A 25,606-nucleotide genomic window follows, 5' to 3' on the forward strand; every position below is an offset into this window, starting at 1 on the left:
GGGCGATTGGTAATTGGTAATTGGTAATTGGCAATTGGCAAGTATTTTTCCGATTACCCATTACCCATTACCGATTACCTCCTTATCCAGATTATCGCGTTGACGGATTAAATCTGGCCCTTTCGAGGTTCCTAGTCGAGTGGCACCCGCCATAACTAAATCCAGCGCTTGCTCTAAGGTGCGAATTCCCCCGGATGCCTTGATGCCGATATTGCCTCTGGTCAATTCCCGCAGGAGTTTTACATCTGCCACGGTGGCGCCTGTTGACCAGCCGGTGCTAGTCTTCAAAAACGCTACCCCTGCATCCATAGATATTTCCGCCGCCAGTCGTTTTTCTGCCTCTGTCAATAGAGCGGTTTCTAATATCGCTTTCACAATTTTCCCAGTTTCCGCGCAAATTTCGGCGATTTCCCGGTGCAGTTCCTTGGTTTTCCCGGTTTTCAACCAACCCAGGTTAATCACCACATCCAGTTCCTCTGCTCCATTTTCCACGGCTTCTTGCGCTTCGTAGAGCTTTACGGTGCTTGTCGTCGCACCCGAAGGAAAACCAATTACCGTACAAACTTTGGGTTTCTTGTTGTGGAGTAACTCAACGGCTTGGCGCACGTGGACTGGATACAGGCACACCGTTGCGAATTTATACCGCTCCGCTTCTTCGCACCACTGCTGCACTTGCTCTGGGGTGGCGGTGGGGATGAGCAGCGCATGTTCGATCAACGGCGCAATATCAATATCTGGCTGGTTTGTAGCCATTGTTTTTCTCCCAGCGAGCGTGGAAATGGTGTATATTTATAACCAAGCTTATGCAAAAAAACAGACCTGTGAAATCCCCCAAATATTCTTCATTTGGGTAAATTGCGATCTGTAAACTTTACTTTGTGTTTTGATAACCAATTGAGGTTTGGCGATGAATAATATTGATTTACTTGTTAATTCTATAATGGAAGAAGAATTTAAATTTTTTGAACTCGATCCTTTTGGGATTAAGAAGAATTATTCGGAAAATTCCGCATATCTTGTAGCACATCGGCACGAATATGTTCGGACCATTAAAGATATTGTTCAATTTGCCGAAGAGCATCGGGTAGAGACAGTTTTAGAAATTGGTGCCTTCTTCGGAATTGTCAGTATATGTCTCTCTAAGCTTGGCTTTCGCGTTTGTGCAGCGGATATTCCTGAATATATGTCGATGTCCGAGCAAAAAGAACGATTTGGTCGTTACGGAATTGAAATGGCTGAGGTGAGACTTCAGGACTACATATTACCATTTAACGATGAACGTTTTGATGTAATAATTATGTGTGAGGTCCTCGAACATCTCAATTTTAATCCTCTCCCCTTGCTCAAAGAAATTAATCGAATCGGAACTCCTAACTCTCTTTTTTACCTTTCCTTACCTAACTTAGCATATTATCGCAATCGATTAAAATTTCTTTTGGGCCACTCAATGCTCCAACCAATAGATGACTATTTCAAGCAGTTAGATCCTAACGATCTTCTGATTGTGAACGGACACTGGCGTGAATATACAGGAGCTGAAATAATAGAGATGCTGACACCACTGGGATATGAAATTGAACGCCAATACTACTTCAGTATAGTGGATAGTATGAAACAGCCTACGCTGAAGCAGCAACTGCATAAGCTTGTATTTGGGTTATTTCCTTCTTTCAAAGAAAACCAGACTACCTTAGCAATCAGAAAAGAACGAACTAAACTGAAATTTCATATCCCTAACACAGTGAGTGAAAAAGTGAAGGTGCTTTAATTAGACCTCACCTGAAAAAAGGGGCTTTTGCTGCCCCTGAAGTCTTGGATGGCAAAAGCACGGTAAATCGGTAGAGATACCGTATAATAAGCAAAAGTAGGCGAGATCGCCATGAGGTGAAACTATGGCACATGCATGTTGTGGCCCTGGTTATGCTTCGCCGGAAGCAGCAATGAAAGCAGAGAGAGAGAAACTGCTGTATACTATTGCCCTTTATACCGGGACGGGAATTGAAGCACCTGACTATTTAGCAACTGTTGATGTCGATCCAGAATCTCCTACCTACTCGCAAATAATTCATCGTCTACCAATGCCCTATATTGGCGACGAATTGCACCATTTTGGTTGGAATGCCTGTAGTTCTTGTCACGGAGACTCAACCAAATATCGCCGGTTTTTAGTCATTCCAGGAATTCGTTCCAGCCGCATCTATATTGTGGATACGGCTGAAGCAAAAGCACCTAAAATTCATAAAGTAATCGAACCAGAAGAAATTAAAACTAAAACCAATCTCTCCGCTCCCCACACCGTTCACTGTCTGGCAAACAGTCAAGTGATGATATCGATGTTGGGAGACGGGGAAGGTAACAGTCCCGGTGGGTTTTTGCTATTAGATGAAAACTTCGATATTATCGGTCGTTGGGAAAAATTTAACGATGTCATGAAGTTTAATTATGACTTCTGGTATCAGCCACGCCACAACATCATGGTCAGCAGCGAATGGGCCGCACCTAAAACCTTTTATCCTGGCTTTGACCTCAAGGATGTTGCGGCTGGAAATTACGGTCGCCAACTTTATTTTTGGGATTGGCAGAAACAGGAAATTGTCCAAAGCATTGACTTGGGTGAAGAAGGCTTAATCCCGTTAGAAGTTCGCTTTCACCACAATCCAGACAGCACGCATGGATATGTGGGAGCGGCACCGAGCAGTAATATTTGGCACTGGCACAAAAATAACGGACATTGGCAAGTTAGTAAAGCAGTTGATGTACCTTCAGTTGAATTAGAAGGTTGGTCAAATCCCGTGCCTTCGCTGATTACGGATTTGTTGATTTCTTTGGATGACCGCTATCTTTATTTTTCTAATTGGCTGCACGGCGATATTCGCCAATACGATATTAGCGACCCGGCAAATCCTAAATTGACCGGGCAAGTTTGGTGTGGGGGACTGTTAGATAAAAGCGGTGAATTCAAAGGTAAAAAATTGTTCGGCGGGCCGCAAATGTTGCAGTAGAGTTTGGATGGCAAGCGGCTGTATGTGACTAATTCGCTGTTTAGTACTTGGGATAATCAGTTTTATCCAGACTAGGCGAAAAAGGGTTCTTATCTGTTGCAAATTGACTGCGATCGCAACCAGGGCGGACTTTCTATAAATCCAGACTTTTACGTTGATTTTGGTGACGAACCCAATGCGCCGTCTCGCGCTCACGAAATGGGCTATCCAGGAGGCGATTGTACTTCGGATATTTGGGTTTAATAAATAACGTAAGTTGCTAGTTACCTTTTTAGGGTTGCTAATAGCTAATGGCTAATAGCTAATGGCTAATGGTAGATCCGGAAAATATTCCCATGAGCAATTAGCAATTAGCGATTAGCAATTTTTAAACCCATGATAGTTATAACTAGCAACTTTGTTTAAATATGATAAAAACCCATCGCATTGAATTAATCAATCGCTCCCACTTCACAATAGAAGTACCCGAAGATAGATACATTTTGGATGCAGTGGAACAAGCCGGACTGCGCTTACCTGTAGGCTGTCGCTACGGTGCTTGTATTACTTGTGCCGCTAAATTAATTCGGGGTAAAGTACAGCAAACCTCAGCCATTTGTCTTAAAGAATAACAAATTGCAATTGGCTATGTACTGTTGTGCGTTGCTTATCCCCTTTCGGATTGTCAGTTGGAAGTGGGGAGAGAATGTCAGGATGCACTTTATGTGAATCCCTTTAAAGGTTCGGGTTAGTTAATTGGAGGCGGGAGCCTATATGACTGGCGTTTCCAGGTAGAATCTGGGCAGGAGAGATAGCTGGCGTAGGCGGGCATCGTTTGTGTAGCCCCACCCTTAAGGGTGAGGGTGAAAAAAGCATATTTGCTATTAACCCAAGTTGCTAGTTATAACTTGTGACAGCGGTAATTGCTAATTGCTAATTGCTAATTGCTAATTGCTAATTGCTAATTGGGTTAACAGGCTTTTGCCTTCTTGACAACTACCCATTAGCCATTAGCGATTAGCCATTACCCGTACCGCTTGATGTAACTAGCAACTTGCGTTATTAGTCATCCTCAGATGGCGAATCTAACAAATCCACAGGGTGAAAGGTTTTTAGCTTTTTACCAAACCAGTACAAAACAAGTGGTAACAGTTCCTGACGGGGAAAACAAGTTTAAAATTGGTGAAAAAGCTGATTGTCCCGCTCAAAGCGGTTGCACTCGCATCGTTAACATTCAAAATCGCCGCTGGTTAATCCAACTGTTACTGACACCAGATTATAAAACGCCTGAAAAATACTGGCAAGCTTGGGTATATCATCATATATAACTGTGGGAATTGCTGATAACGGTAATCGGATGACAGAGCAGGTAAAAAATAAGTTATTTGACGCTTTTTTTACCACAAAGCCTGTAGGAAAAGGAACCGGATTGGGACTATCCATCAGCTATCAGATTGTGGTGGATAAACATCAGGGTTTGTTGTGGTGCGAGTCAGCACCGGGACAAGGAACGGAATTTTTCATTCAGATTCCCGTCCGTCACCCAATTTGATTCTATAGCGCTCGCGCAAGTTTTATTGACAAATTTGCCGCTTTATTGTAAAGAAACAAATGAACGGGGGGAATCTGTGAACTTTCTTAAAAAAATACAAAAACCCGATCAAGATACAGTAATTTAAAAATCAAGAGATAATATCCGGTTGAGAAACTTATGGCGATAGCTGACAGTATCACAGAGTTAGTAGGACGCACGCCTTTAGTGAGGTTAAACAAAATTCCCCAATCAGAGGGAGCATTGGCTCAAATTGTTGTCAAACTGGAAGGCATGAACCCAGCTGCTTCGGTAAAAGACCGGATTGGGGTCAGCATGGTGGAAGCAGCAGAAGCAGAGGGTTTAATCGAACCGGGAAAAACCGTTTTGGTGGAACCAACTTCTGGTAACACGGGGATTGCTTTAGCGATGGTAGCAGCGGCGAAAGGATACCGCCTGATTCTGACAATGCCGGATACGATGAGCAAGGAACGACGCGCCATGCTCAAAGCTTATGGTGCCGAACTGGAACTAACGCCAGGGTCGGAAGGGATGAAACGAGCGATCGCGCGTGCGGAAGAAATTGTCGCGGCGACACCCAATGCGTATATGTTGCAGCAGTTTCGCAACCCTGCCAACCCGAAAGTGCATCGGGAAACGACCGCCCTTGAAATTTGGGAAGATACCAACGGTGAGGTAGATATTTTAATTGCCGGAGTGGGAACGGGGGGGACAATTACAGGAGTAGCGGAAGTTATCAAGCAGCGCAAACCGGAATTTAAGGCGATCGCAGTAGAACCCGCCAACAGTCCGGTGCTATCGGGCGGCACTCCAGGTTCTCATAAAATTCAAGGGATTGGTGCGGGATTTGTCCCAGAAGTTTACCGAAAAGAATTGATTGATGAAGTGATTACAGTCAGCGATGAGAATGCGATCGCTTACAGTCGTCGTTTAGCTAAAGAAGAAGGATTGCTATCTGGTATTTCTGCGGGTGCTGCACTTTATGCTGCGATTGGTGTCGCCAAACGACAGGAATTTGCAGGTCGCTTGATCGTGATGATACAACCTAGTTTTGGCGAACGCTATCTCAGCACATCATTGTTTAAAGAAGCTGAGGATGAGTGGTTGGATAAATTGTAGGTAATGGGTAATTGGTAATGGGTAATTGGTAATGGGTAATTGGTAATGGGTAGTAGGGTCGGGTTTTACCAATCATTCTGTGGAAAGAAACCGGGTTTCTCTACAAAGAAACAAAGGTGATGCTCTCGTTAAACCCGCCCCTAAAACCCGCGCCTCCCTGATGCAACCGATTGCATAGGACATGATATTACCCATCACCAATTACCAATTACCAATTACCTAACGCAAGTTGCTAGTTATAAACTTTGCCGTTGCTAATTGCTAATTGCTAATTGCTAATATAGGATTTTTACTGACATTAGCCTCGTGACCACGGCAGAGCCTAGTAACGCCATTAGCCATTAGCCGCTCCCAGAGAGATAACTAGCAACTTGAGTTACCTATTCAATATAAACCTATGAATTTTAAAATTGTTTCCTATCTCGCTCCCAATTGGTTTTGGTTCTATGAAGCTGTTGCAGCTTACTTGGGGCGATATCTAAAAATAGAGACGCAAATTATCTCAGGTGAGTCCGATCCTTTGCTAGATTTGATGCGAGCGCAAGATGAATTCGCGCTGGCATTTATCTGTGGTTTGCCGTTCATCCGGTACGATCAAATGGTGCCGAATCAGTTGCAACCAGTGGTTGCGCCTGTAATGGGTTCTCCCCGCTATCAAAATCGTCCGATTTATTTTTCGGATGTGATTGTCAATGCTGCCAGCAATCTCACCAATTTTGCAGATTTAAAAGGTAAAATCTGGTGCTATAACGACCCAGGATCGAACAGCGGCTACAATTTACTGTATTATCATTTGTTCCAAAGTGGATATGCTTTTGATTTCATTGGCAAAGCGATTCAATCGGGTTCCCATCAGCGTTCAATTCGTTGGATAGTTGAAGGAAAAGCCGATTTTGCCGCGATTGATAGCACTGTTTTAGAACAAGAACTGCGCGATTTTCCTGAATTGTCTCAAGATTTGCGAGTAGTGGATTCAATTGGTCCAAATCCGATGCCGCCTGTCGTTGCTAAGGTCGATCTTGGTGCAGAATATATTCATCGCATTCAGTCTGCTTTGCTGACGCCCGATGCAGAGTTGTTAGCAGCGATGGAAAAAGCAGGAGTGCAACGTTTTGCGGCGGTGCAGTCAAGAGATTATGATGCGATCGCGCAAATCTACTATTTGGTAATGGGTAATGGGTAATGGGTAATTGGTAATGGGAAGAAAACCAATTACCAATTCCCAATTACCTATTAGCAATTAGCAATCACCAATTAGCAATTACCAATTACCCCAGTCACAACTATACTATAGCAAAACGATCTCGGAGCAACATTGAAGTCGCTTTCAGGGCATCAAAGTAAACTTGATCGAATAGTTGGCGTTGAGCATGACTGCCGCCAATTTCTGACAATTTGGGTAAAACAGGTTTAAGCAAATCAACGGTTTTTGACCAGTCGCCATGGGCATGAGCAATCATTCCTTGAGCTGCCGGAATTGCGACTTCAGTCCAAGCTCGACTTGCAGTTTTAGCATGTTTTTTCATACTCGTTAACATCTCGCTTACTGCTTCAGAACTTCCTGTACGTGCCAGGGCATAAATGTAGTGTAAGTCTTGAAAAGCCAGTGCATGTTCGTGAATCCGAGGACGCAAATAAGCCGCCAATTTTTGCCAGCGATCGCTCACGTTTACCCCGCGCAATTATAATCGCAACAGTAAAGAAATTGCTCCCACTTGGTCTTTAGGTGTTGCCTTTCTCGCTTTGCCCCAAACTTTTGTATCGTACAACTCTAAAACCTTCTCCATGTCGCCTCGTTCTAGGTAATAAAGCGCCACATGCCACCAATTATGGGTGTACAACATCGAATTACAATTTTCCCAAGTTGAGGCTAGACTTTCCATCCAAGCGATGCCTTCATCTACCCGTCCTTGCGTTTCCATGACATGGGCAACGGCATGGTGCGCCCACGGGTTTTGGCGATTGATTTCTGTAGCTTTACGACCCATTTTTTCGGCTTGGGATAACCGATGGCACTGTTCTAACCCAAAGGCAATCATCCCATATAAATAATGATTATTTGGATTAGCAGGTAACACTTTTTCAGCTATTTTCAGCAGTCTTTCTTTATCGCCTAAATAGAAATACTGGTACTGTCCTTGCTGCACTGAAATTAAATCTTGGGGAAACTCGGAGGCGATCGCTTCGTGTAATGCGATCGCTAAGTCAATTCTCTTACTCCACCACGCTGCGATCGCATCTACATACATCTTTTCTCGCTTAGTTATATTTTTCGAGTACTGTTGTGCCAATTTCACGTGGATAGTCGCTTCCTTCCAACCAATCCCATTTTCTAATGAAAGATAATATGCCGCCGCATAAGCGCGAGCAATAGCACAAGTCGGATCTGCCCCTATTGCTTCTAATATTGCTGTTTCTGCATCTTTACCATAGGAAAGCGTTTGCTCAATCCAGCGATTTATTGCTGCGATCGCTTCCTCTGAATCCGTTGTCACTGCTAACATCTGCAATTCCTCAATGCAACCTCGACTCAAATCGCTCCCAGCGATCTGAGTTTGAGTAAACCTCTTTTCTACGGTAATCTGGTCGAAATACCGTATTTACTAAATGAAGTATGGCATACCCGGCTTTATCCTGCAAGATCAAAACCGCTATTTCGGTTATGTACGGTAATCCGAGCGGAAAACAAAACTTTTTAGTAAAAGTCTTGCTTTATCCATTCGGATGTGCCATACTCCTAAATTATTCACATTAAGTACGGTATCTTTACTGGATTACCGTATATTAAACAAATAGACACTGACAGACGGGCAGAATGCCCATCCCACAAGAGGTATTTTTTCTTGTGGGGTAGGCGACACGAGCAGCCGGGGAATTTTCTCTGGGGTAAGAGAACAGCGGAATAATTAGAATTAGGAGAGATAAAGCGATGTTGTATCAACAAATCGACGATAAATTAGACGAAAAACGCGATTGGGCGTTGCGGCGACAGTTAGGCATTCCTAACAACAAGAAGTTGTGGGTTTTAGCTTGCATGGATGAAAGATTACCCGTAGAGAAAGCATTGGGAATTGGGGAAGGGGATGCCCATATTTTCCGCAATGCTGGGGGATTAGTAACAGATGATGCGATTAGGTCTGCGATGCTGACAACGCAGTTTTTTGGCACAAAAGAAATCATCGTACTCAACCATACCGAGTGCGGCATGATGACGGCTTCGGGAGATTTTCTCAGCGAGGTTTTGCAAGATAGAGGTATTGATGTTGATGCGGTTGAAATTGACCCCGCTTTGCCAGAATTGAAGTTACCCAAAGGTGTTTTTTCTACTTGGATTAAGACGTTTACTGATGTGGAGGATATTTGTTTAAAACAAGTAGAATTGCTGCGGAACTCTGCATTAATTCCCCAGGAAGTCGCGATTCACGGCTATATTTGGGAAGTGGAAACGCAAAGTTTGCGCCGTCCTTACGAACGCCTGAGCGAAAAGGTAAATACAGCTTTAGCAATGGGCGCAAAAACTACACAACGTGTTAAAGTTTTGACATAAGTTGAGCTGGACATCCGCTTGCCAGTAGCAGGTGGTTGGCTCCTTTTTCTACCTGCTACTTCTTTTTTTGATAAGCGATCGCTGTGATTACCCCCATTGAAGATGGGTGAGAGGTGGGGATGTTTTTTGAGCGAATTGAACGAGAGTTAACAGCGGGTGAAGCTTGGGGAGAAGAATCTTTTAACCAAGTTGAACCAAGTTGGGAAATCCGAGATTGCTGGGAAATAGAGAGCAGACAACCTCGCCATTGTAGCCGTATATTTTGGAGCGTTAGCTACCAAAAGCTGGCGAATTTGTTGTTAAAAATTTGGCTTTTAAAACATCAAATCAACGGAGAGGATACTATGCCTGCTGGCATTCAAATTATCCAAAAACGAATCAGGATCAGAATTCCGAAGCACTATCACCAGGAACCTGTAATTTCTCGGTTGGTGTCTAACTATAATCTGACGGTGAACATCACTGCGGCTGTTTTGGGAGCGAATGGGAATGGAGATGGTTGGTTTGACTTAGATTTACAGGGAACTAATCCCGAAATTGAGAGTGCTATGACTTATCTATCCGAGTTGGATTTGGAAATTTGGCATGATGTTCGCGCAAGTATTTGGTGAAAGGGTTAACAATCGCGATTGGCATTAATTCACCCCAAATTTGATAACAATTCTGTTTTTTTCCGTTTCGCGTCCAGTTCTCCTCTACTATCCTCTCCTCGTTGAGAGGGTTTTTTTTGTTGATTTGGTAAAAGAAACCCGGTTTTTTGAAAAAACCGGGTTTTTTGTGCGGCAGAGGTGAAAAAATATAATTAAATACCCTGGCGATCGCTCAATATTAACTACTAACATAACTGCCCAACAAATTAGTAACAACTGTCACCAACTCTTCTGGTTCTATTGGTTTGGCTACGTGGGTTTGAAACCCAGCTTCTAAGGCGCGAATTCGGTCTTCGGTGCGGGCGTAGGCGGTTAAGGCAATAGCTGGAAGCGTTGCGCTTTTATCTGCAAGATTGCGGACTTTACGGATAAGGTTGTAGCCATCTTCATTTGGCATCCCGATATCGCTGAGGAGTAGATCTGGTTGAAATGATGGGATAACTTCAAGTGCGGAAGCAACTGAAGCAACGGCACAAGTTGTTGCCCCATATTGTTCTAAGGTAAAAACTAGAAATTCTTGGGTGTCGGGTTCGTCATCGACGACTAAAACTCGTTTCCCCGCTAAGGGAAATTCTTCCTTGTCTTCCTTGTCTTTCTTGTCTCCTTTTTCCGCCTTATCCTCTTTCCTCTCCAACAGGGGAAGTTCTACGGTAAAAGTTGCGCCTTGTCCTTCCCCTGGACTTTCGACGCTAACAGTTCCACCGTGGAGTTCTACTAGGTGTCGCACAATGGCTAATCCCAATCCTAACCCGCCATGTTGCCTGGTAATCGATGCATCTGCTTGACGAAAGGTTTCAAATACATAAGGTAGAAATTCACCAGCAATGCCTTTCCCAGTGTCTTTGATTGTAATTTGGGCGTAATTGGTAATTGGTAATTGGTAATTGGTAATTGGTAATTGGTGATTTTGATTACTGCTGACGGTTGATAGTTCTATTTCTACTCGTCCACCTGCTGGGGTGAATTTGAGCGCGTTAGATAGAATATTCCAAACAATTTGCTGTAAGCGACTGGCATCTCCATTGACTATAAATTTGGTATTGGGAAGTTTACTCAATCCCCAATCGCCAGTTCCTAGTTTCTTTTCCCCGTTAATTAAAAATTGCAAATCGATGGATTTTGCTTCTGCTGCTAGACGTAATGTATCAATAGATGCGGCTATTGCCGTAACCAGACTGGTGGGTTGAGGTTGTAAGGTTAATTTACCGCGAATAATGCGCGAAATATCTAATAAATCTTCAATTAACTGCGTTTGTAACTTGGCGTTGCGTTCTATTGTTTCTATCGCCTTTGTTACGGTAGCTTGGTCGAATTGACGGGTTCGCAATAGTTTTGCCCAACCCAGGATAGCATTGAGCGGACTACGCAATTCGTGGGAGAGCATGGCTAAAAAATCATCTTTGATGCGATTCGCTTGTTCTAGTTTTTCTGTTTGTTGTCGCAGTTGCGCTTCGCTTGCTTCTAGTGCTTGCTGGGAAAGTTTGTGTGGCGTAATATCCCGACTTATGCTCAGCAAAGATTGCACCGATCCATCGGTAGCAAATTCCGGTACTATCCGCACGTCAAAGTAACGAATTCCATCGGGTGAAGGATACTCAAATTCAAAAAAGCATTCTTGTTTAGTGGCGATCGCCTCCTTCAATCTTGCCAACAAGGGTACGTAAATTTCTTCTGGAAACCCCAATTCGCCAGGTGTTTTGCCAACAATAGCTTCACTGGGTAATTTTATCGCCCGTTCTATTGCAGGATTCACGTATAAATGCCGCAACTTTGTATCAAATCTGGCAATCATATCGGGGGAGTTTTCCGCTAAAGCTCTAAACTCTTGCTCGCGACGGTGCAATTCTGCTTCTGCCCGTTCGCGGGCGCGGCGTTCTTCGGATTCGCGCAATGCTCGCAATACTGAAGGCACTAACCGCGCCAAGCGCTGCTTCAAAACATAGTCAGTAGCTCCTTGTTTAAGCGTTTCAATTGCTACTTCTTCCCCCAAAGTGGCGGTAACGAAAATAAACGGGATCTGGGGACAAATATTTTGGGCAATTCCCAAGGCGGTGATGCCATCAAAGCCGGGTAAGGCATAATCTGCCAAAATTAAGTCAAAACCGCCTTGTTCTATGGCTGTTTGAAATTCGAGGCGGGTTTTGACTTGGATTAACTCGCAGTCAATTCCGCGTTCAGTTAAAGTGGCGCGGATTAGTTCTGCATCGAGGGGACTATCTTCTAATAAGAGAAACCGTAGTTGAGACATCACCTTATTCCTTAAACTGAGCGCTCGTTGCGTGGGGAAGGCATGGAACCAGGAGGAGGTTCGTTTATTATTGCCCAAAACAAGCCTAAATTTTTGATTACATCGACAAATTCGTGGAAATCGATCGGCTTGACTACATAAGCATTCGTACCTAATTCGTAACAGCGGGCTAAGTCTCGTTCTTCGCGAGAAGAGGTCAGCACCACAACTGGAATCACTCTTAAATTTGGGTCAGATTTGAGTCGCCCCAAAACTTCAAATCCATCGACTTTGGGTAATTTAAGATCGAGCATAACCACGACTGGGTTACCTTCTCGCCGCAGGCGAAATACGCCGCGTCGATATATGTAATCCAATGCTTCTTCACCATCTCGCACCACAACAACTTCATTGCCTAAGTTATTTTCAGCTAGGGAGGTAAGGATGAGTTCGATATCGTTTAAGCTATCTTCAACCAGCAGGATGCGCTTGAGTTCCATCGACGTTTAGAGAAGAGTTAGGACTGAACATTTAGGAGTTAAGAGTTAGGAGTTAGGAGTAACAAGTCTATCGTCAAGTAGAAACGAATAATACGAAATCCGGTTTGATTATTCCCAGTCCGCGTAGGCGGACTTAGTTTGTATAGCCCCACCCTTAAGGGTGGAGGCGCGCAACAGGAGCGATCTTTGATTATTCCCAGTCCGCGTAGGCGGACTTAGTTTGTATAGCCCCACCCTTAAGGGTGAGGGCGCGCAACAGGAGAAATCAAAGCGAATTTGCCATCAATCGATTCGTTTGTACCGACTCAAGAGCCAAAAAAGCTCCCTAGTCCACAATCCCCAGTCCCTTTTCTGGTTGTGCTTCCGGGTTTAAAGGCAAGGAAAAATAGAAGGTTGCACTTTTGTCAAGTTCGCCTTCTGCCCAGACCCGTCCGCCGTGACGGTGTATAATGCGCTGGACGTTTGCCAGTCCTACCCCGGTGCCTTCAAACATGGGGTCGCTGTGCAGGCGTTGAAAAACGCCAAACAGCTTGTGGACGTAGCGCATATCAAAGCCAACGCCATTATCTCGCACAAAGAATACCACTTCTGCATCGCTGCTGGTGCTGGCAACGGTAATTTCTGCTATCGGGCGCGTTCGGGAGTATTTGAGCGCGTTTTCTAGCAGGTTGCGGATAACTAGGCGCAACATCGAGGAATCGCCTTTTACTTGCGGTAAAGGTTCGATTCGCCAGTTAATTTCCCTGTTTTTGGTTTCTGATTCTAGGTCGTGCTGTACCTCCCGTAATAATAAATTCATGTCAACGGTGCTGTAGCGCATCTCGGCGCGTCCCATGCGAGAGAATGCTAACAAATCGTCGATTAATTTACCGGCTTGTTTGGTAGCTTCGACGATGACTTCGATGTAATGGCGACTGGTGTCGTCTAATGCGGTTTTTTCCAGGCGTTTTCGCAGTAAATCGACAAATCCGGTGATGTGGCGCAAGGGGGCGCGCAAATCGTGGGAAACTGAGTAGGAGAAGGATTCTAATTCTTTGTTGGTGGCTTCGAGTTGGGTGGTGCGCTGTTTGACTCGTTCTTCGAGGGTTTCGTTGAGTTGGCGCAGTTGAGATTCAATTTGTTTGTTGCTGGTGATATCAAAATTAACCCCAATCATTTGTAGAGGTTTGCCATTGCGATCGCGAATAACGCTACCCTTGCCTACTAACCAGCAAATTTTACCATCGCCTCGAATAATGCGGAATTGAGCTTGATAATCTGTGCCTTCCTCGAGTGCTTGATTCAACGCGCGTTTAACGCTAGCGAGATCTTCAGCATGAATCAAATCCATGAATGTATCGGCGCTCAAGTTTCTCCTGTCTGGAGAGATACCGCACAGTTGATACTGAATGGCGTTCCAGTGTACCGCATTTGTCTGTATGTTCCATTCCCATGCTCCCATTTCTCCTGCTTCCAAAGCCAGACGTAACCTTTCCTCACTCTGCCGTAAAGCAGCTTCAGCAATTTTGCGATCGCTTATCTCTAAAGTAAACGCCATCAACTCTTCTCCCGACTCCCCAAACGCGGCGCACCCCATCAATACGGGAACGCGAGTGCCATCTTTGCGGATATACTCTTTTTCATAATAAGATGATGTCCCCTTAGCCCTAGCTTCGGCAATAGCTGCGAAATCTAACGGTAAATACTCCGGCGGCGTAAGTTCGTTCCACCGCACTTTACCTGCACAGAAATCTTCGCGGGTATAGCCAATAATCTTTAAATAAGCATCGTTGGCTTCTCTCAGGTTGCCATGCTCATCGCCAGCTGAAAGGCCAATTAAATCTGATTCTACAAATAGTTGCAGCCGTTCTTCGCTTCTCTTAATCGAAAATTCTGCTTTTTTGCGTTCTGTGATGTCTACGGACACCCCGATTATACGAGTGGGTTTGCCTGTTTCATCCGCTAGGACTTTGCCCTTTGCTAACACCCACCGCCAATCTCGATCTGGGGTTTCCCTAAGCCGATGTTCTACCTCAAAATAGCCTTTGTTGGCAATAGCTGATTCGTTGGCTTGATGTACTTTTTCCCTGTCGTCGGGATGTATCCAGGTAAGCTCTTCGCTATATGAGATGACTTGCAGCTTTGCCGGATCTTTTGCTTTAGTTGTGAATATTAAGCTATTGCTAGTCAGATCCCGTTCCCAACATACAGTCTTTGTTGCTTCTAGGGCTATCTTTAAGCGGGTTTCGCTTTGTTGTAATTCGGCTTGTATCTGTTTCTGTTGGGAAATGTCGAGAACGAAGCAAACGCTATAGCCATCATTTTCTCTTTCGGGCATCAGAGCGATCGCCAGTATTATAGGTATGCGGCGACCATCTTTACGCATGTATTCTTTTTCAAACGGAGTGCAAATCCCCGCCGTTTGCAGTTCTTGAATTTTTTCTCGATCTAGTGCTTGGTATTCCGGTGGAGTCATGCTATCCCAGCGGAGAATACCCGCTTGCAAATCGTTTCGGGTATAGCCGAACATTTCTAGAAAAGCATCGTTGGCTTCGCTAATTTCACCGCTAAAATTGCCGAAGTAAATGCCTACAATATTCGATTCAAAAATCCGTCTAAACTTGGCTTCGCTTTCTTGCAGTGCGGCTTCGGATCGTTTGCGATCGCTTAAGTCTACAATAAACGCAACATGTTCGTCTGGTTCGCCATCGATCCGAGTACCGCTAACTAAAACTGGAAGGCGGGAACCGTCTTTGCGAAACAGTTCTTTTTCCACAGAATTAAACTCACCAGTTTGTGCGAGTTCTGCAATTGCTTGGAAATTGATTTCGCCATATTCTGGGGGCGTCAAGGTGTGCCAGTTCAAACCTGGGGAAAACATTTCCTCGCGGGTATAACCCAGCAATTCCAGTAAGGCGTTATTCGCTTCAAACACTTCTCCCGTTGAACTGGCGAAAGCAATGCCAATTTGCGCGGTTTCCACCATCCGCTGCAAGCGTTCCTGACTTTGGCGCAATTGTTCCGAGGTGCGCTTTTGGTCATCGATATCAGTACAAACACCGAACCACTTTTTAATCTTGCCGCCTTCATCCCGCAGGGGGATACAGCGACCTTTAAACCAGCGATAAACGCCGTCAGCGCGGCGAAAGCGGTACTCTATTTCAAATATCTGTCCGGTTTGAAGCGATTCCATCCACTGCAACCGACTGGGTTCGGCGTCGTCGGGATGGAGTGCGCCCATCCAACCAAATCCTTCTGCCGATCCGGGCGGCATTCCGGTATATTCGTAAAACCGGGGACTCGTGTAATCGTTCCAACCGTCGGGTAGGTTGGTAAAAAGAATTTCCGGTACGTTTTCTGCCAGGATACTATAGCGGGCTTCGCTTTCCCGCACTGCTACTTCGGCGCGAAAACGCTTGCCATCGAGTTGGTTGAGAAACGCGGCATTGCGCCAAATTAAAGCTATATAGATGGCGCACATCAATACTGCCAACAACGACATCCCAAACGCGGGATCGTAGTAATTTGCTTGTTGTCCTTGCAAGATTATCCAGCACAAAATTAGGGGGAGAGCGATCGCGCTTGGTATCATGCGACGAGCAACTATTCCCCCATTCAAATCGCTAGTAATTATTTTGATTAACCCGCGTTCGGGACGAGCAAATAACACCCCTACACCCAGCGCTACAAACGCTACTGATGTATGCAATGCCATTGAGGTAGTGTAAGTGCTGAACTTGTAAAAAACTTCTACTTTATAAGCATAGCCAACGATCGCTTGTACCGCGATTAAAATCGCCCCTAAGCTCAACCCTTGAGCTAGCAAAATCAAATTATCTTTTTGCCCACTTTCGCTTTCGCCTTTATGCAATAGCAAAAGCGCCCCACCCACGAGGGAAAAGTTGATTGCGGTGTTAATTCCCATCCGCCCTGGATGGGATGTTGCTGGAGATAGGGGCGAGTCGCGAAACAACAGTTCGTCAATCCCCAAATTCCACCCAAAGAGGTATTGACTGAGGGTGAGTATTGCGATGGTGGAGGATGCGATCGCGCAGGTTTGAGCAACAAGCACCCGGTAACGCCGTAACGTTTTCTTTTCCGGCCTTGGTACAATTTGCGGAGAATCTCCGCGTCCCCCCATCGCCCCGTCTCCGCCTCCTCTTCCGGTCAACCACAAGGACAACCCAGCTAAGATAAAACAAACGGCTGTATTGGCTTTCATCGTCGCCGCACCTGGAAATACGCTCTTGAGGATAGCTATGTCTAACCCCCACCCAACCAGGACGAGACAGGCAATAAAGATAGCAAAGGCACTTGTCGCGGCTGAAATTTGTTTACTTGTGGCGAAATTAGGCATCTTTTGCCTTCCCACCGAGAACTGCTTTATTTTTATTTACTGTAATCGAAAGTCACTTCTTTTCTCTTGATTTTGCCAAAAAATCATTAAAACCTGGTAAATCCTACCTTAAAGCGGTTGGCAACTCTAACAAACCTTCCCTGAGATAGATTTAGATTGTGAATGGGGTATGGGGAATTAAACCTCATGCATCAATGCTTTGAAATATCAGGCTGTAGGGGCACGGCACCAGACAATCTCGGGTAAAAATCACAATTTATTCCCCGCCGTGCCCCTACAAACCGGGCGGATTTATACCAGTTGTCCCTCATGGCATAAATGATTGATATCACCCGCCCCTACACTGGAAATCTGCCGGGAAATCAATTTACAGCTGTAGGGGCACGGCACCAGACAATCTCGGGTAAAAATCACAATTTATTCCCCGCCGTGCCCCTACAAAGGGGTTAATTCGCATTAAAAGGCGCGGACTTTCCCCCCAATGCTTCTACAATGGTGCGCGTGTTTGCTTCCATCATTTTGATATAACTATTGGCGGCGCTATTCGGTGCGCCAATTGAATCCGAGTAAAGTTGCTGCGGCGCTAATTTTATCCCAGCTTCTTGCGCGACTGTATTAATCAAAGCGGGATTAATTGTAGTTTCGGCAAATATTGCCGGTACTTGCGTTTTTTTGAGCGCTTCTACTAATTGCTGCACGGTTTTAGCGCTGGGTTGTTCTTCCGTACTGATGCCAATTAATGTCCCAATAATCGCAAGTCCATAAGCACGAGCATAATATTGAAAAGCATCGTGGGTGGTTACCAATTTGCGCTTTTCGGGCGGAATCGTTTGAATTTGTTGAGCAATCCAAACATCTAGCTGCTTTAATTCCTTTTTCAGTTGCGCCGCATTTTTTGTAAATGTTTCTCGGTCTTCTGGTGACAGTTCAATTAACGCATCTCGAATCCCATTAACCATTTGAATCGCGTTTTCTACATCTCCCCAAACATGGGGGTCTGGAACTGTTTCTTTGCCATCTTTCTTTAACTGTAAAGGCTTTACCACCTCCCCGACGGCTACTTTTCTGCTTTTTATTCCCGCCGCGTTCATCAGTTTAATTAACCCCGGCTCCAAGTTATACCCGTTGTATAAAATTAAATTTGCTTTCTCCAATTTCTGCGTATCTTTCGGTACGGGTTCGTAAACGTGGGGGTCTGAACCCGCTGGCAATATTCCGGTTAGCTCAATTTCACCTCGCCCGACTCGCTCGGTCAAGTCGGCGATGATAGTGCTGGTTGCTACCACATTTGGTTTATTATCTGCCCCTGAGTTGGTGCGGTTGGCGGTTTGTCGATCGCAGGCATTGAGCCAAAATGCGAGTAAAACCCCAACTGCCGCTTGCCATCTGCGTTTGCTGCTTTGTTGCACTATTAGTCTCGCTTATGGTGTAAATTACTCCTATTAATAGATGTTTTCATAATCTTTTCATTTTTATAATACGCTAAAGAATAGCCAACTCATCATCTGATTATGAAAACTGTTACCGACTCACCGGATACCGATTGGACGAAGTTAGTCTGTCACCTGAGAATCGTGCCACCCGATGCAGGTGCAATTATTACGGTTAACCAGTTAAGCGTCTACTACCGTGCGGTAGAGGCACTCAGGAATATTACCTGCGAGATTCTACCAGGTCGGTTAACGGGTATAATTGGCCCCAACGGTGCTGGTAAAAGTACGTTGCTGAAGGCAATGTTGGGGTTGGTTCCGGCGACTGGCGGGACTGTGCTGTACGAATGCGAACCATTGGTACACAAAATAGATCGGGTGGCGTATGTACCGCAGCGATCGCAAATCGACTGGACTTACCCCGCCACCGTCTGGGATGTAGTGATGATGGGAAGAGTGCGAAAAACTGGATGGTTTCGCCGCTTTTCTAGTGTCAGTCGCCGGATTGCCGCCGACGCCCTAGAGAGGGTAGGAATGAGTCAATATAGCGATCGCCCGATCGGTCAACTATCGGGAGGACAGCAACAGCGAGTCTTTCTAGCGAGAGCTTTAGCACAACAAGCGGATATTTTCTGCTTTGACGAACCCTTTGTCGGTATCGACCAAAAAACCCAAGCGGTAATTTTTGATATCTTTCACGACCTCGCCCGCGAAGGTAAAACCGTCCTCGTTGTTAACCACGACTTGGGAGAATCTATCTCTCACTTTGACGATTTGATTTTACTCAATACTGAACTAATTGCAGCGGGTTCCCGCGCACAAGTGCTGAGTCAAGAAAACCTCTACCGCGCCTACGGAGGTCACGTGGTATTTTTTGCCCCAGAAGCGGCTTAAAATTATGACTGAATATTTAACTGGCAAGCTGCCGACAGAGCAACAATTGCATGAATGGATAGAATTCTTTCATGCCAATGGTTTTCTAGTCATTCCCAATGTTTTAACCCCCGAACAATGCGAGGCGCTGAGAAACGATCTGGATGCAGCTTTAATTGCGGATGTGGGTGAGTCAGAATCCAGAACATCTTGCAAGATAATGAAACGAATGTTCGAGCATTCTAACTCGAACTTAAATCTGTTTGATTTAGAGCCAATTGTCACCTTTGCCGAACAATTAATCGGAGGAGCAAATGGCCCGGGTTATGCGATAAACGAGGGAATACCCAATGCGAATGTCATTCATGTAATCCACAATAATTCTTTTAAAATTGCTCCAGAAACAGATGGATTAGATCGCAATAAATGGCATCAAGATGATACGCCCCATATCCTATCCCTTGACGGGAAACCTTTAACTAACCTGCGGTTAAACGTGTTAGCTTTTACCGTAAATTATTACTTGAATGATGTTTTGAGTGAAGAAAATGGGCCAACGCAAGTTATACCGGGTTCCCATTTGTTTGGCAAATTTTGTGATGGGGATATTGCAGCTTATGAAGATATAGTTTATAGCTGTTTAGGGGCGATGGGTGCGGCAGTTTGCTTCAATAACCAAGTTTGGCACAGAGGTTCGAGAAATAATTCAAAGGTGACGAGATATATTACCCAAGTGACTTATGGAAAAAGGCTAGTCGGTCATAAGTATAATCCGTTCATGAATTATCAAATGCCAAGTCATTGTTATGAAAGTGCAAGCCCTAAATTAAAACAATTATTGGGATTCTTACCTACTGGGGCTTACGATTAGTAAACTCAATTTGCTAGGGATATCATGTATAGTCGCGGCTAATTTCATAAAAAATGCTCCCATTAGCAATTAGCAATTAGCAATTAGCAATTAGCAATTACCCAAAGTGAAATAAAGTAATGTTAGAAGCATTAATTGAGCCATTACAGTACGGTTTTATGCAGCGATCGCTCATCATCGCCATTTTAGTCGGTCTTCTGTGCGCGGTCGTGGGTAGTTATTTAATGGTACAGCGACTGGCGCTGCTGGGAGATGCCATCGGACACTCAGTGTTACCGGGGTTAGCGATCGCATTTATGCTAGGAACCAATATCTTTGTCGGGGCGTTTATTGCCGGGGTGGTGAGTACAATGGCGATCGCATGGATTAGGACGCGATCGCCGATTAAAGAAGACGCCGCAATGGGCATAGTTTTTTCCGCTTTCTTCGCCCTCGGCATTACCTTAATTACCCTAATCCAAAAAGACAATAAAATCGACCTCAATCACTTCCTCTTCGGCAATATTCTAGGCGTCACCATCGAGGAAGTCCGCGACACTGCCATCATCGCCGCAATTGTTCTATTAGTTGTCTTTCTGTTGTACAAACAACTGCTTTTCTACACCTTTGACCCTTTAGGCGCTCAAGCAGCGGGGTTGCCAGTAAATTTACTCAATTTTGGCCTGATGGTGCTAATTGCCCTCACAATTGTCGCTAGCATGAAAGCAGTAGGCGTAATTCTAGTTTTATCTTTGTTAATTACACCAGGGGCAACGGCGTATTTGTTAGTTAAACGACTGCATCAGGTAATGATTTTAGGAGCAGGGATTGGGATTTTTTCCAGCATCAGCGGCATGTATCTCAGTTACTTTTTTAACTTGCCCTCTGGTCCAGCTATTGTATTAGTTGCATCGGGATTATTTTTACTGGCGTTATTATTCAGCCCCAGTTACGGTATTTTTACCCAACCCAAGTCTAATTCTAAACAGTTACCAGGGGTGTGGCGGGAGTTGAAACAGCTAATTCGGTGAGAGCGATATGCCTCCCTTCCGCACTCGCGTTCGCAGATTGCAGATTGCAGATTGCAGATTTTAGATTTAATTCAAATCTGCAATCTCAAATCTAAAATCTTAAATCTTTTTCAAGATTTTCTTTTTCTGCGACAACAACCCCAGTCCAGCAACTAAACCAAGCCCAAGAGTAACAGCAGGTTCTGGTACTTTTGTCGGTGGTTGATCTGGTACTTCGTATTCGTATTGAACTGTGACAAACGCTTTGGCAAATGTATTGATTTCAGACGCTATGTTGGACGACCCTTTAACCGTTGATATGCCTGAAGCTGAGAATAAAAAGTCCAGGTTGCCAGTGCCGATGAACTGCAACAAGTCGCCGGGATTTTGGTAAGTCAGCTGTTGCAACGGTACCAAGGCTTGCAGTCCACTAACTGTACCCGCCGAAGCGCCAGTAAAATCTACAGTCCCATCAAAGGGAGCGAGATTTGGCACCGTAGTTGAGGCAACCGACGACTCATCAAATAAAGACGTTCCATCTAGATTTAATTTGAGATCTCCCTGCAAATCTACTGAGATTGTTTTCGGCAGTTGATTTTTATTTTCAACCTTCCCATCTCCCAAGACATCTCCCGAAAATCCTATCGTTACCTTCTTGAGCGTACCTAGAGTTGGGTTGAACTGTTGAAGCGTGAGAGGCGCGTCTATGATATCTGTACGACCATAACCCTGACTCAGGAAGGGTTGAGGCACGTTATTCAGATCGAAGGCAGTCTGTTGGTAATTAGCGGTTTGCAGCGGCGTGGTGAAAATAGCCGCGTTAGCAATATCAGAAGTAGCCAAAATGCCTGTAAGTGCAGTTGCAGCAGTTAAACCTGTTAAAAGTGATGCTTTCATAAATTTGTCATCCGCAAGACTACTATTTCTCTATGCAGATGCACACCTGGAAAATCTGAAGCTTGCTGACTGTGAGTTTAAGCTGCGGTACTTACGCAAAGAAACCAGGTTTCTTTGAAAAATCGTCGTTTTGTCAACCAGAGATCTAAGCAGAAACCCTGTTTCTACGAGCGTCGTGCGTAAGTCCTGAGCTTGTTTCTCAGCCGCTTCATCAAAAATTTATCCTTGTTGCCAAGTTAGAGCAATTTCTGTTTAAAAACAACTATTTTTTTGTGAAATTTTATAAATTTAGTCGCTTCAGTTTCTACGTAAAATACTTAAACTCAAGATAGCTCCGAATCCGTATTATCTAAATCTTCACAAATAATCCGTCGAATTTTAATGATTTACTCTTAAGTATAGTTAAGGATATTTAAGTAGAAATGCTTATTTAACTGCCAGTGGGGGAGCGATGATGAGGATTTCTACGTAAATACCGATCTGTGTAGCATTGGGTTGGCGATCGCCAGTTCCTCACAAAAATTAGCATTGTGCAGCGTTTCCCCCTTCTCTAAAAGCGAAGCAAGTTATATTTTCCCGTCCCCCCCTTTTAAGGGGGTTTGGGGGGATCTGTATGAGAGACTGACGCCAAGAAACCGGGTTTCCTAGAAACCCGGTTTCTAAGATCGTCGTGGGTCAGTCCTGATTCTGTACAAGAGAAGATTTTACGATCGCCGTGTCCCTACTCGTCATGGGTCAGTCCTGAAAACAAAAAATTCCCCCCTTCCCTACAAGGGAAGGGGGGTTAGGGGGGTTAGGGGGGTTCGATTAAGCCTTTTTCCAGATTTTCTTTTTCTGCGACAACAACCCCAGTCCAGCAACTAAACCAAGACCAAGAGTAGTAGCAGGTTCGGGGATTTTGCGAGGGAGTTCCTCATATTCGTATGTCACCATGAGCGCGGATCTAGCAAATGTATCCACATAAGTGGATAAGTTTCCAGAGCCTGTAAAACTTGAGGTGGCTGTAGCTGAAAACATGAAGTTCATGACGCTATTACCCATGAACTGCTGCAAGAAGCTGCTATCGGTGAAGGTTCTCTCTCCGGATCCGCTGGCGGTTAGTCCCTCAAACGTCCTCCCAGAATTACCCGCAAAATCTTGCCTTCCGTCATATCTGCTGACATTGTCAAAGGTACGCGAGTTAGTTGGATTCAAATCAAATAAAGATGTACCATTAGGCAATTTTAATTCCAGTTCGCCTAAAAGATTGGCTGTAACTGTCTGCGATCGCGCATCTCTGTTTTCTAAACCTCCATCTACAGTAATATCTCCGGAAAAGTTGATCTTTACGCTTCTGAGCGTACCTTGCGAGGGGCTGAACTGTTCGATACTCATAATTGAATTGAGAATGTCTGTACGACCATAACCTTGATCCAGGTAGTTGGTCGGCACGTTGTTTAGATCAAATTGGGTCTGTTGGTACACCGTACGGCGCGTCAGCGTGTTGGCGTTGGCAATTTCAGCAGTTGCGATTCCGCCTGCAACTGCGGCGGCGACGGTTAGACCTGTTAATAGCTGTGCTTTCATTCAACTTCGTTATTGATGGACACCTTTTCAATCTAGCCACTGGTTTTTTAAATTACCAACGTTATTCCACCTAAATTTGCTCAAATTGTTTTTTTCAGGTTTTACGCGAATCTAATTAAGTAGATGAAATGATTATTATGTAATATCTATAGCCTCTATCGGACATTCTCGCCTTAATTATTCGGAATTAAGTATACTTAGAAATAATAGTACTTTAAAATACTAAAATGATGCCTGAGAAGCATAGGGTAACTACTGATGCCGGTAGCCTTGGTTGTGGCGAGCGCGATACCATAACAAAAGTTAACATTCGTCTCAGGTTGCAGGGATTAGCAGCTATGGCAGTAAAAGTAGGAGATGTCGCTCCCGATTTCACCCTTCCTTCCCAAACTGGCGAACCCGTCAGCCTTAAGGACTTCAAAGGTAAAAAATCCGTCGTGCTGTACTTTTACCCAAAAGACGACACCCCAGGATGTACCACCGAATCCTGTGCATTTAGAGATAGCTATGAAGTCTTCAAAACTGCGGGTGCAGAAGTGATCGGCATTAGCGGCGACTCAAGTACCTCGCACCAGCAGTTTGCCACCAAATACCAACTGCCTTTCATATTATTGAGCGACACTGGCAACCAAGTCCGGAAGCTATACGGAGTTCCCGCTACTTTAGGTTTGCTTCCAGGGCGAGTTACCTACGTAATTGACGCAAATGGAGTTGTGCAGCATATTTTTAACTCCCAGTTCAACTTCAAAGGGCATGTGGAGGAGTCGCTCAAAACGCTGCAAACAATTCAGATTGGGTGAATTTGTAGGGGCATCTTTGACCACAGATGGGTGCCATAATCGACAATTGATCCAATAACCTGTTGCAACAGTAGGGACACGGCATGTGAAACATTGGTTGTCAACCCCGAAATATTGATCGTGCCGTGTCCCTACCAGGTTGCGGGTAAAACCATCGTCAGTCGTTACGGTATGGATTTGACCAACAATGGGTGCCATAATCGACAATTGATCCAATAACCTGTTGGAAAACTAGGGACACGGCATGTGAAACATTGGTTGTCCAACCCGAAATATTGATCGTGCCGTGTCCCTACCAGGTTGCGGGTAACACCATCGTCAGTCGTTACGGTATGGATTTGACCACAGATGCGTGCCACAATCAACAATTGATCTAAACCCGTCCCCCAATACCCAAAAAAAAGTCAGTCTCAACCCAATGAAGGTGTTTAGACTGACCGCTGCATGGTCTTGATCCCAAACCTGTTTCTCTTGGGTAAAGCTTTAATATTTTACGCTCAACCCAAAAGCTATAGTTATTTAGCGTTTAGCTTCCGAAGCGCTACTGCTAGCGTGGGCTGTTTTGCCATTTTTGTGGTTACCATTGCCATTTGGACGGGGTTGAATCACACCATAGCCGCCGTGGTTGCGTTCGTAAATCACGTTAATTTCGCCGGTTTCGGCATTGCGGAACATGTAGAAGTCGTGCCCCACCAGCTCGAGTTGTTCTAAAGCTTCTTCAATTGTCATTGGGGGCATAGCGAAATACTTGGTACGCACGACTTCTGAGGGGAGTTCGGGTGTGCGCGAACCAATTAAATCGGTTTCCACAGGTGCTTGCTCCACCACGTCGCTGGTTTTAACCTGTGTTTGGGTCTTTTTATCTAAACGCCGTTCTTTGTATTTACGCAGTTGTCGGGCTATTTTATCGGCGACTAAGTCTATGCTGGCGTAGAGGTTTTCGCTGCTTTCTTCCGCACGAATCACCGCGCCGTTAGCATAGACTGTCACTTCAGCGGTTTGCTTGGAGTCTATCCGGGGATTGCGAGCCACGGAAAGATGCACGTCAATTTCATTCGTTGTATTCAGAAAGTGGTTCGCCGCCTTTTCAATTTTTTGATGTACGTACTCGCGAATTGCATCAGTGATTTCAATATTTCTGCCATGAATTACGAGCTTCATATCAAATGCTCCCGCTTGGATACTCCATATTTACAGGCAAGTTTTCTGCCTGCTTCTACCTTTGGTTGGATAGAAAAGCGATATGCCGACCGCACGCACTCGCGTTC

General features: G+C 44.8%; 20 protein-coding genes and 3 pseudogenes. 13 read left to right on the plus strand and 10 right to left on the minus strand.

Annotation, left to right across the window (positions count from 1 at the left end):
- Positions 1-60: 60 nt before the first annotated feature.
- Entirely contained in the window at positions 61-753 is a 693-nt protein-coding gene (deoC, locus tag ACE1CM_RS03550) for a deoxyribose-phosphate aldolase (RefSeq protein ID WP_374876034.1), read from the minus strand.
- Positions 754-907: 154 nt separating this feature from the next.
- Between deoC and ACE1CM_RS03555 the strand changes: the two genes are divergently transcribed.
- The 7 genes and pseudogenes from ACE1CM_RS03555 to ACE1CM_RS03585 all read left to right on the plus strand — a co-directional run bounded on the left by ACE1CM_RS03555 (position 908) and on the right by ACE1CM_RS03585 (position 6,835).
- On the plus strand, positions 908-1,768 hold the full coding sequence (locus ACE1CM_RS03555; protein WP_374876035.1) for a class I SAM-dependent methyltransferase: 861 nt from the start codon (positions 908-910) through the stop codon (positions 1,766-1,768).
- Between the two features lie 124 nt (positions 1,769-1,892).
- Positions 1,893-3,245 (plus strand): annotated as a pseudogene (locus ACE1CM_RS03560) (selenium-binding family protein).
- Between the two features lie 164 nt (positions 3,246-3,409).
- A pseudogene (locus tag ACE1CM_RS03565) lies at positions 3,410-3,733 on the plus strand (2Fe-2S iron-sulfur cluster-binding protein).
- A gap of 324 nt (positions 3,734-4,057) precedes the next feature.
- Positions 4,058-4,309 carry a hypothetical protein gene (locus tag ACE1CM_RS03570; RefSeq protein ID WP_374876036.1) on the plus strand — a complete coding sequence of 84 codons (252 nt, stop codon included), beginning with the start codon at positions 4,058-4,060 and terminating at the stop codon, positions 4,307-4,309.
- Positions 4,310-4,317: 8 nt separating this feature from the next.
- Positions 4,318-4,533: pseudogene (locus ACE1CM_RS03575) on the plus strand (sensor histidine kinase); the annotation flags it as partial.
- Between the two features lie 159 nt (positions 4,534-4,692).
- Positions 4,693-5,652: a cysteine synthase A gene (cysK, locus tag ACE1CM_RS03580; RefSeq protein ID WP_374876037.1), complete on the plus strand. Its 960-nt coding sequence runs from the start codon at positions 4,693-4,695 to the stop codon at positions 5,650-5,652.
- Between the two features lie 397 nt (positions 5,653-6,049).
- Positions 6,050-6,835 (plus strand): phosphate/phosphite/phosphonate ABC transporter substrate-binding protein, encoded by a 786-nt coding sequence (locus ACE1CM_RS03585; RefSeq protein WP_374876038.1) that lies wholly within the window; start codon positions 6,050-6,052, stop codon positions 6,833-6,835.
- A gap of 100 nt (positions 6,836-6,935) precedes the next feature.
- Here the strand turns inward: ACE1CM_RS03585 and ACE1CM_RS03590 are convergent, their stop codons facing one another.
- Positions 6,936-7,334, minus strand: a complete 399-nt coding sequence (locus tag ACE1CM_RS03590; RefSeq protein WP_374876039.1) for a hypothetical protein — start codon at positions 7,332-7,334, stop codon at positions 6,936-6,938.
- Positions 7,335-8,156: a hypothetical protein gene (locus ACE1CM_RS03595; RefSeq protein ID WP_374876040.1), complete on the minus strand. Its 822-nt coding sequence runs from the start codon at positions 8,154-8,156 to the stop codon at positions 7,335-7,337. It abuts the gene before it with no gap.
- Positions 8,157-8,581: 425 nt separating this feature from the next.
- On the opposite strand from ACE1CM_RS03595, the gene ACE1CM_RS03600 reads away from it, so the two are divergent.
- Both ACE1CM_RS03600 and ACE1CM_RS03605 read left to right on the plus strand, forming a co-directional pair.
- Positions 8,582-9,199 (plus strand): beta-class carbonic anhydrase, encoded by a 618-nt coding sequence (locus ACE1CM_RS03600; RefSeq protein WP_374876041.1) that lies wholly within the window; start codon positions 8,582-8,584, stop codon positions 9,197-9,199.
- A 119-nt stretch (positions 9,200-9,318) separates the two neighbouring features.
- Complete coding sequence (locus tag ACE1CM_RS03605; protein ID WP_374876042.1) at positions 9,319-9,810, plus strand: NIL domain-containing protein; 492 nt, start codon at positions 9,319-9,321, stop codon at positions 9,808-9,810.
- 217 nt (positions 9,811-10,027) lie between these two features.
- Here the strand turns inward: ACE1CM_RS03605 and ACE1CM_RS03610 are convergent, their stop codons facing one another.
- The 4 genes from ACE1CM_RS03610 to ACE1CM_RS03625 form a co-directional block, all read right to left on the minus strand.
- The gene (locus ACE1CM_RS03610; RefSeq protein ID WP_374876043.1) at positions 10,028-12,097 is read right to left on the minus strand and encodes a response regulator; all 2,070 of its coding nucleotides are present in this window, start codon (positions 12,095-12,097) and stop codon (positions 10,028-10,030) included.
- Positions 12,098-12,108: 11 nt separating this feature from the next.
- A complete protein-coding gene (locus tag ACE1CM_RS03615) occupies positions 12,109-12,576 on the minus strand; it encodes a response regulator (protein WP_374876044.1) in 468 nt (155 codons plus the stop codon).
- A gap of 325 nt (positions 12,577-12,901) precedes the next feature.
- Complete coding sequence (locus tag ACE1CM_RS03620) at positions 12,902-16,912, minus strand: PAS domain S-box protein (protein WP_374876045.1); 4,011 nt, start codon at positions 16,910-16,912, stop codon at positions 12,902-12,904.
- Between the two features lie 446 nt (positions 16,913-17,358).
- Positions 17,359-18,321 (minus strand): metal ABC transporter substrate-binding protein, encoded by a 963-nt coding sequence (locus ACE1CM_RS03625; protein ID WP_374876046.1) that lies wholly within the window; start codon positions 18,319-18,321, stop codon positions 17,359-17,361.
- Positions 18,322-18,423: 102 nt separating this feature from the next.
- Between ACE1CM_RS03625 and ACE1CM_RS03630 the strand changes: the two genes are divergently transcribed.
- From ACE1CM_RS03630 to ACE1CM_RS03640, 3 genes are all read left to right on the plus strand, one after another.
- Positions 18,424-19,236, plus strand: a complete 813-nt coding sequence (locus ACE1CM_RS03630; RefSeq protein ID WP_374876047.1) for a metal ABC transporter ATP-binding protein — start codon at positions 18,424-18,426, stop codon at positions 19,234-19,236.
- A 4-nt stretch (positions 19,237-19,240) separates the two neighbouring features.
- A complete protein-coding gene (locus tag ACE1CM_RS03635; RefSeq protein ID WP_374876048.1) occupies positions 19,241-20,086 on the plus strand; it encodes a phytanoyl-CoA dioxygenase family protein in 846 nt (281 codons plus the stop codon).
- Between the two features lie 119 nt (positions 20,087-20,205).
- Positions 20,206-21,096: a metal ABC transporter permease gene (locus ACE1CM_RS03640; RefSeq protein ID WP_374876049.1), complete on the plus strand. Its 891-nt coding sequence runs from the start codon at positions 20,206-20,208 to the stop codon at positions 21,094-21,096.
- Between the two features lie 99 nt (positions 21,097-21,195).
- Here the strand turns inward: ACE1CM_RS03640 and ACE1CM_RS03645 are convergent, their stop codons facing one another.
- Together ACE1CM_RS03645 and ACE1CM_RS03650 are read right to left on the minus strand one after the other, a co-directional pair.
- Positions 21,196-21,972, minus strand: coding sequence for a choice-of-anchor E domain-containing protein (locus ACE1CM_RS03645; protein ID WP_374876050.1), 777 nt, complete (start codon positions 21,970-21,972; stop codon positions 21,196-21,198).
- A gap of 807 nt (positions 21,973-22,779) precedes the next feature.
- On the minus strand, positions 22,780-23,538 hold the full coding sequence (locus ACE1CM_RS03650; RefSeq protein WP_374876051.1) for a choice-of-anchor E domain-containing protein: 759 nt from the start codon (positions 23,536-23,538) through the stop codon (positions 22,780-22,782).
- A 338-nt stretch (positions 23,539-23,876) separates the two neighbouring features.
- Here ACE1CM_RS03650 and ACE1CM_RS03655 point away from each other — a divergent pair, with 338 nt between their 5' ends.
- A complete protein-coding gene (locus ACE1CM_RS03655) occupies positions 23,877-24,338 on the plus strand; it encodes a peroxiredoxin (protein WP_226593685.1) in 462 nt (153 codons plus the stop codon).
- Between the two features lie 519 nt (positions 24,339-24,857).
- Here ACE1CM_RS03655 and hpf read toward each other — a convergent pair.
- Positions 24,858-25,499: a ribosome hibernation-promoting factor, HPF/YfiA family gene (gene hpf, locus ACE1CM_RS03660; protein ID WP_374876052.1), complete on the minus strand. Its 642-nt coding sequence runs from the start codon at positions 25,497-25,499 to the stop codon at positions 24,858-24,860.
- Between the last annotated feature and the right edge of the window lie 107 nt (positions 25,500-25,606).

This window comes from Microseira sp. BLCC-F43, assembly GCF_041929235.1.
Taxonomy (GTDB): domain Bacteria; phylum Cyanobacteriota; class Cyanobacteriia; order Cyanobacteriales; family Aerosakkonemataceae; genus Microseira.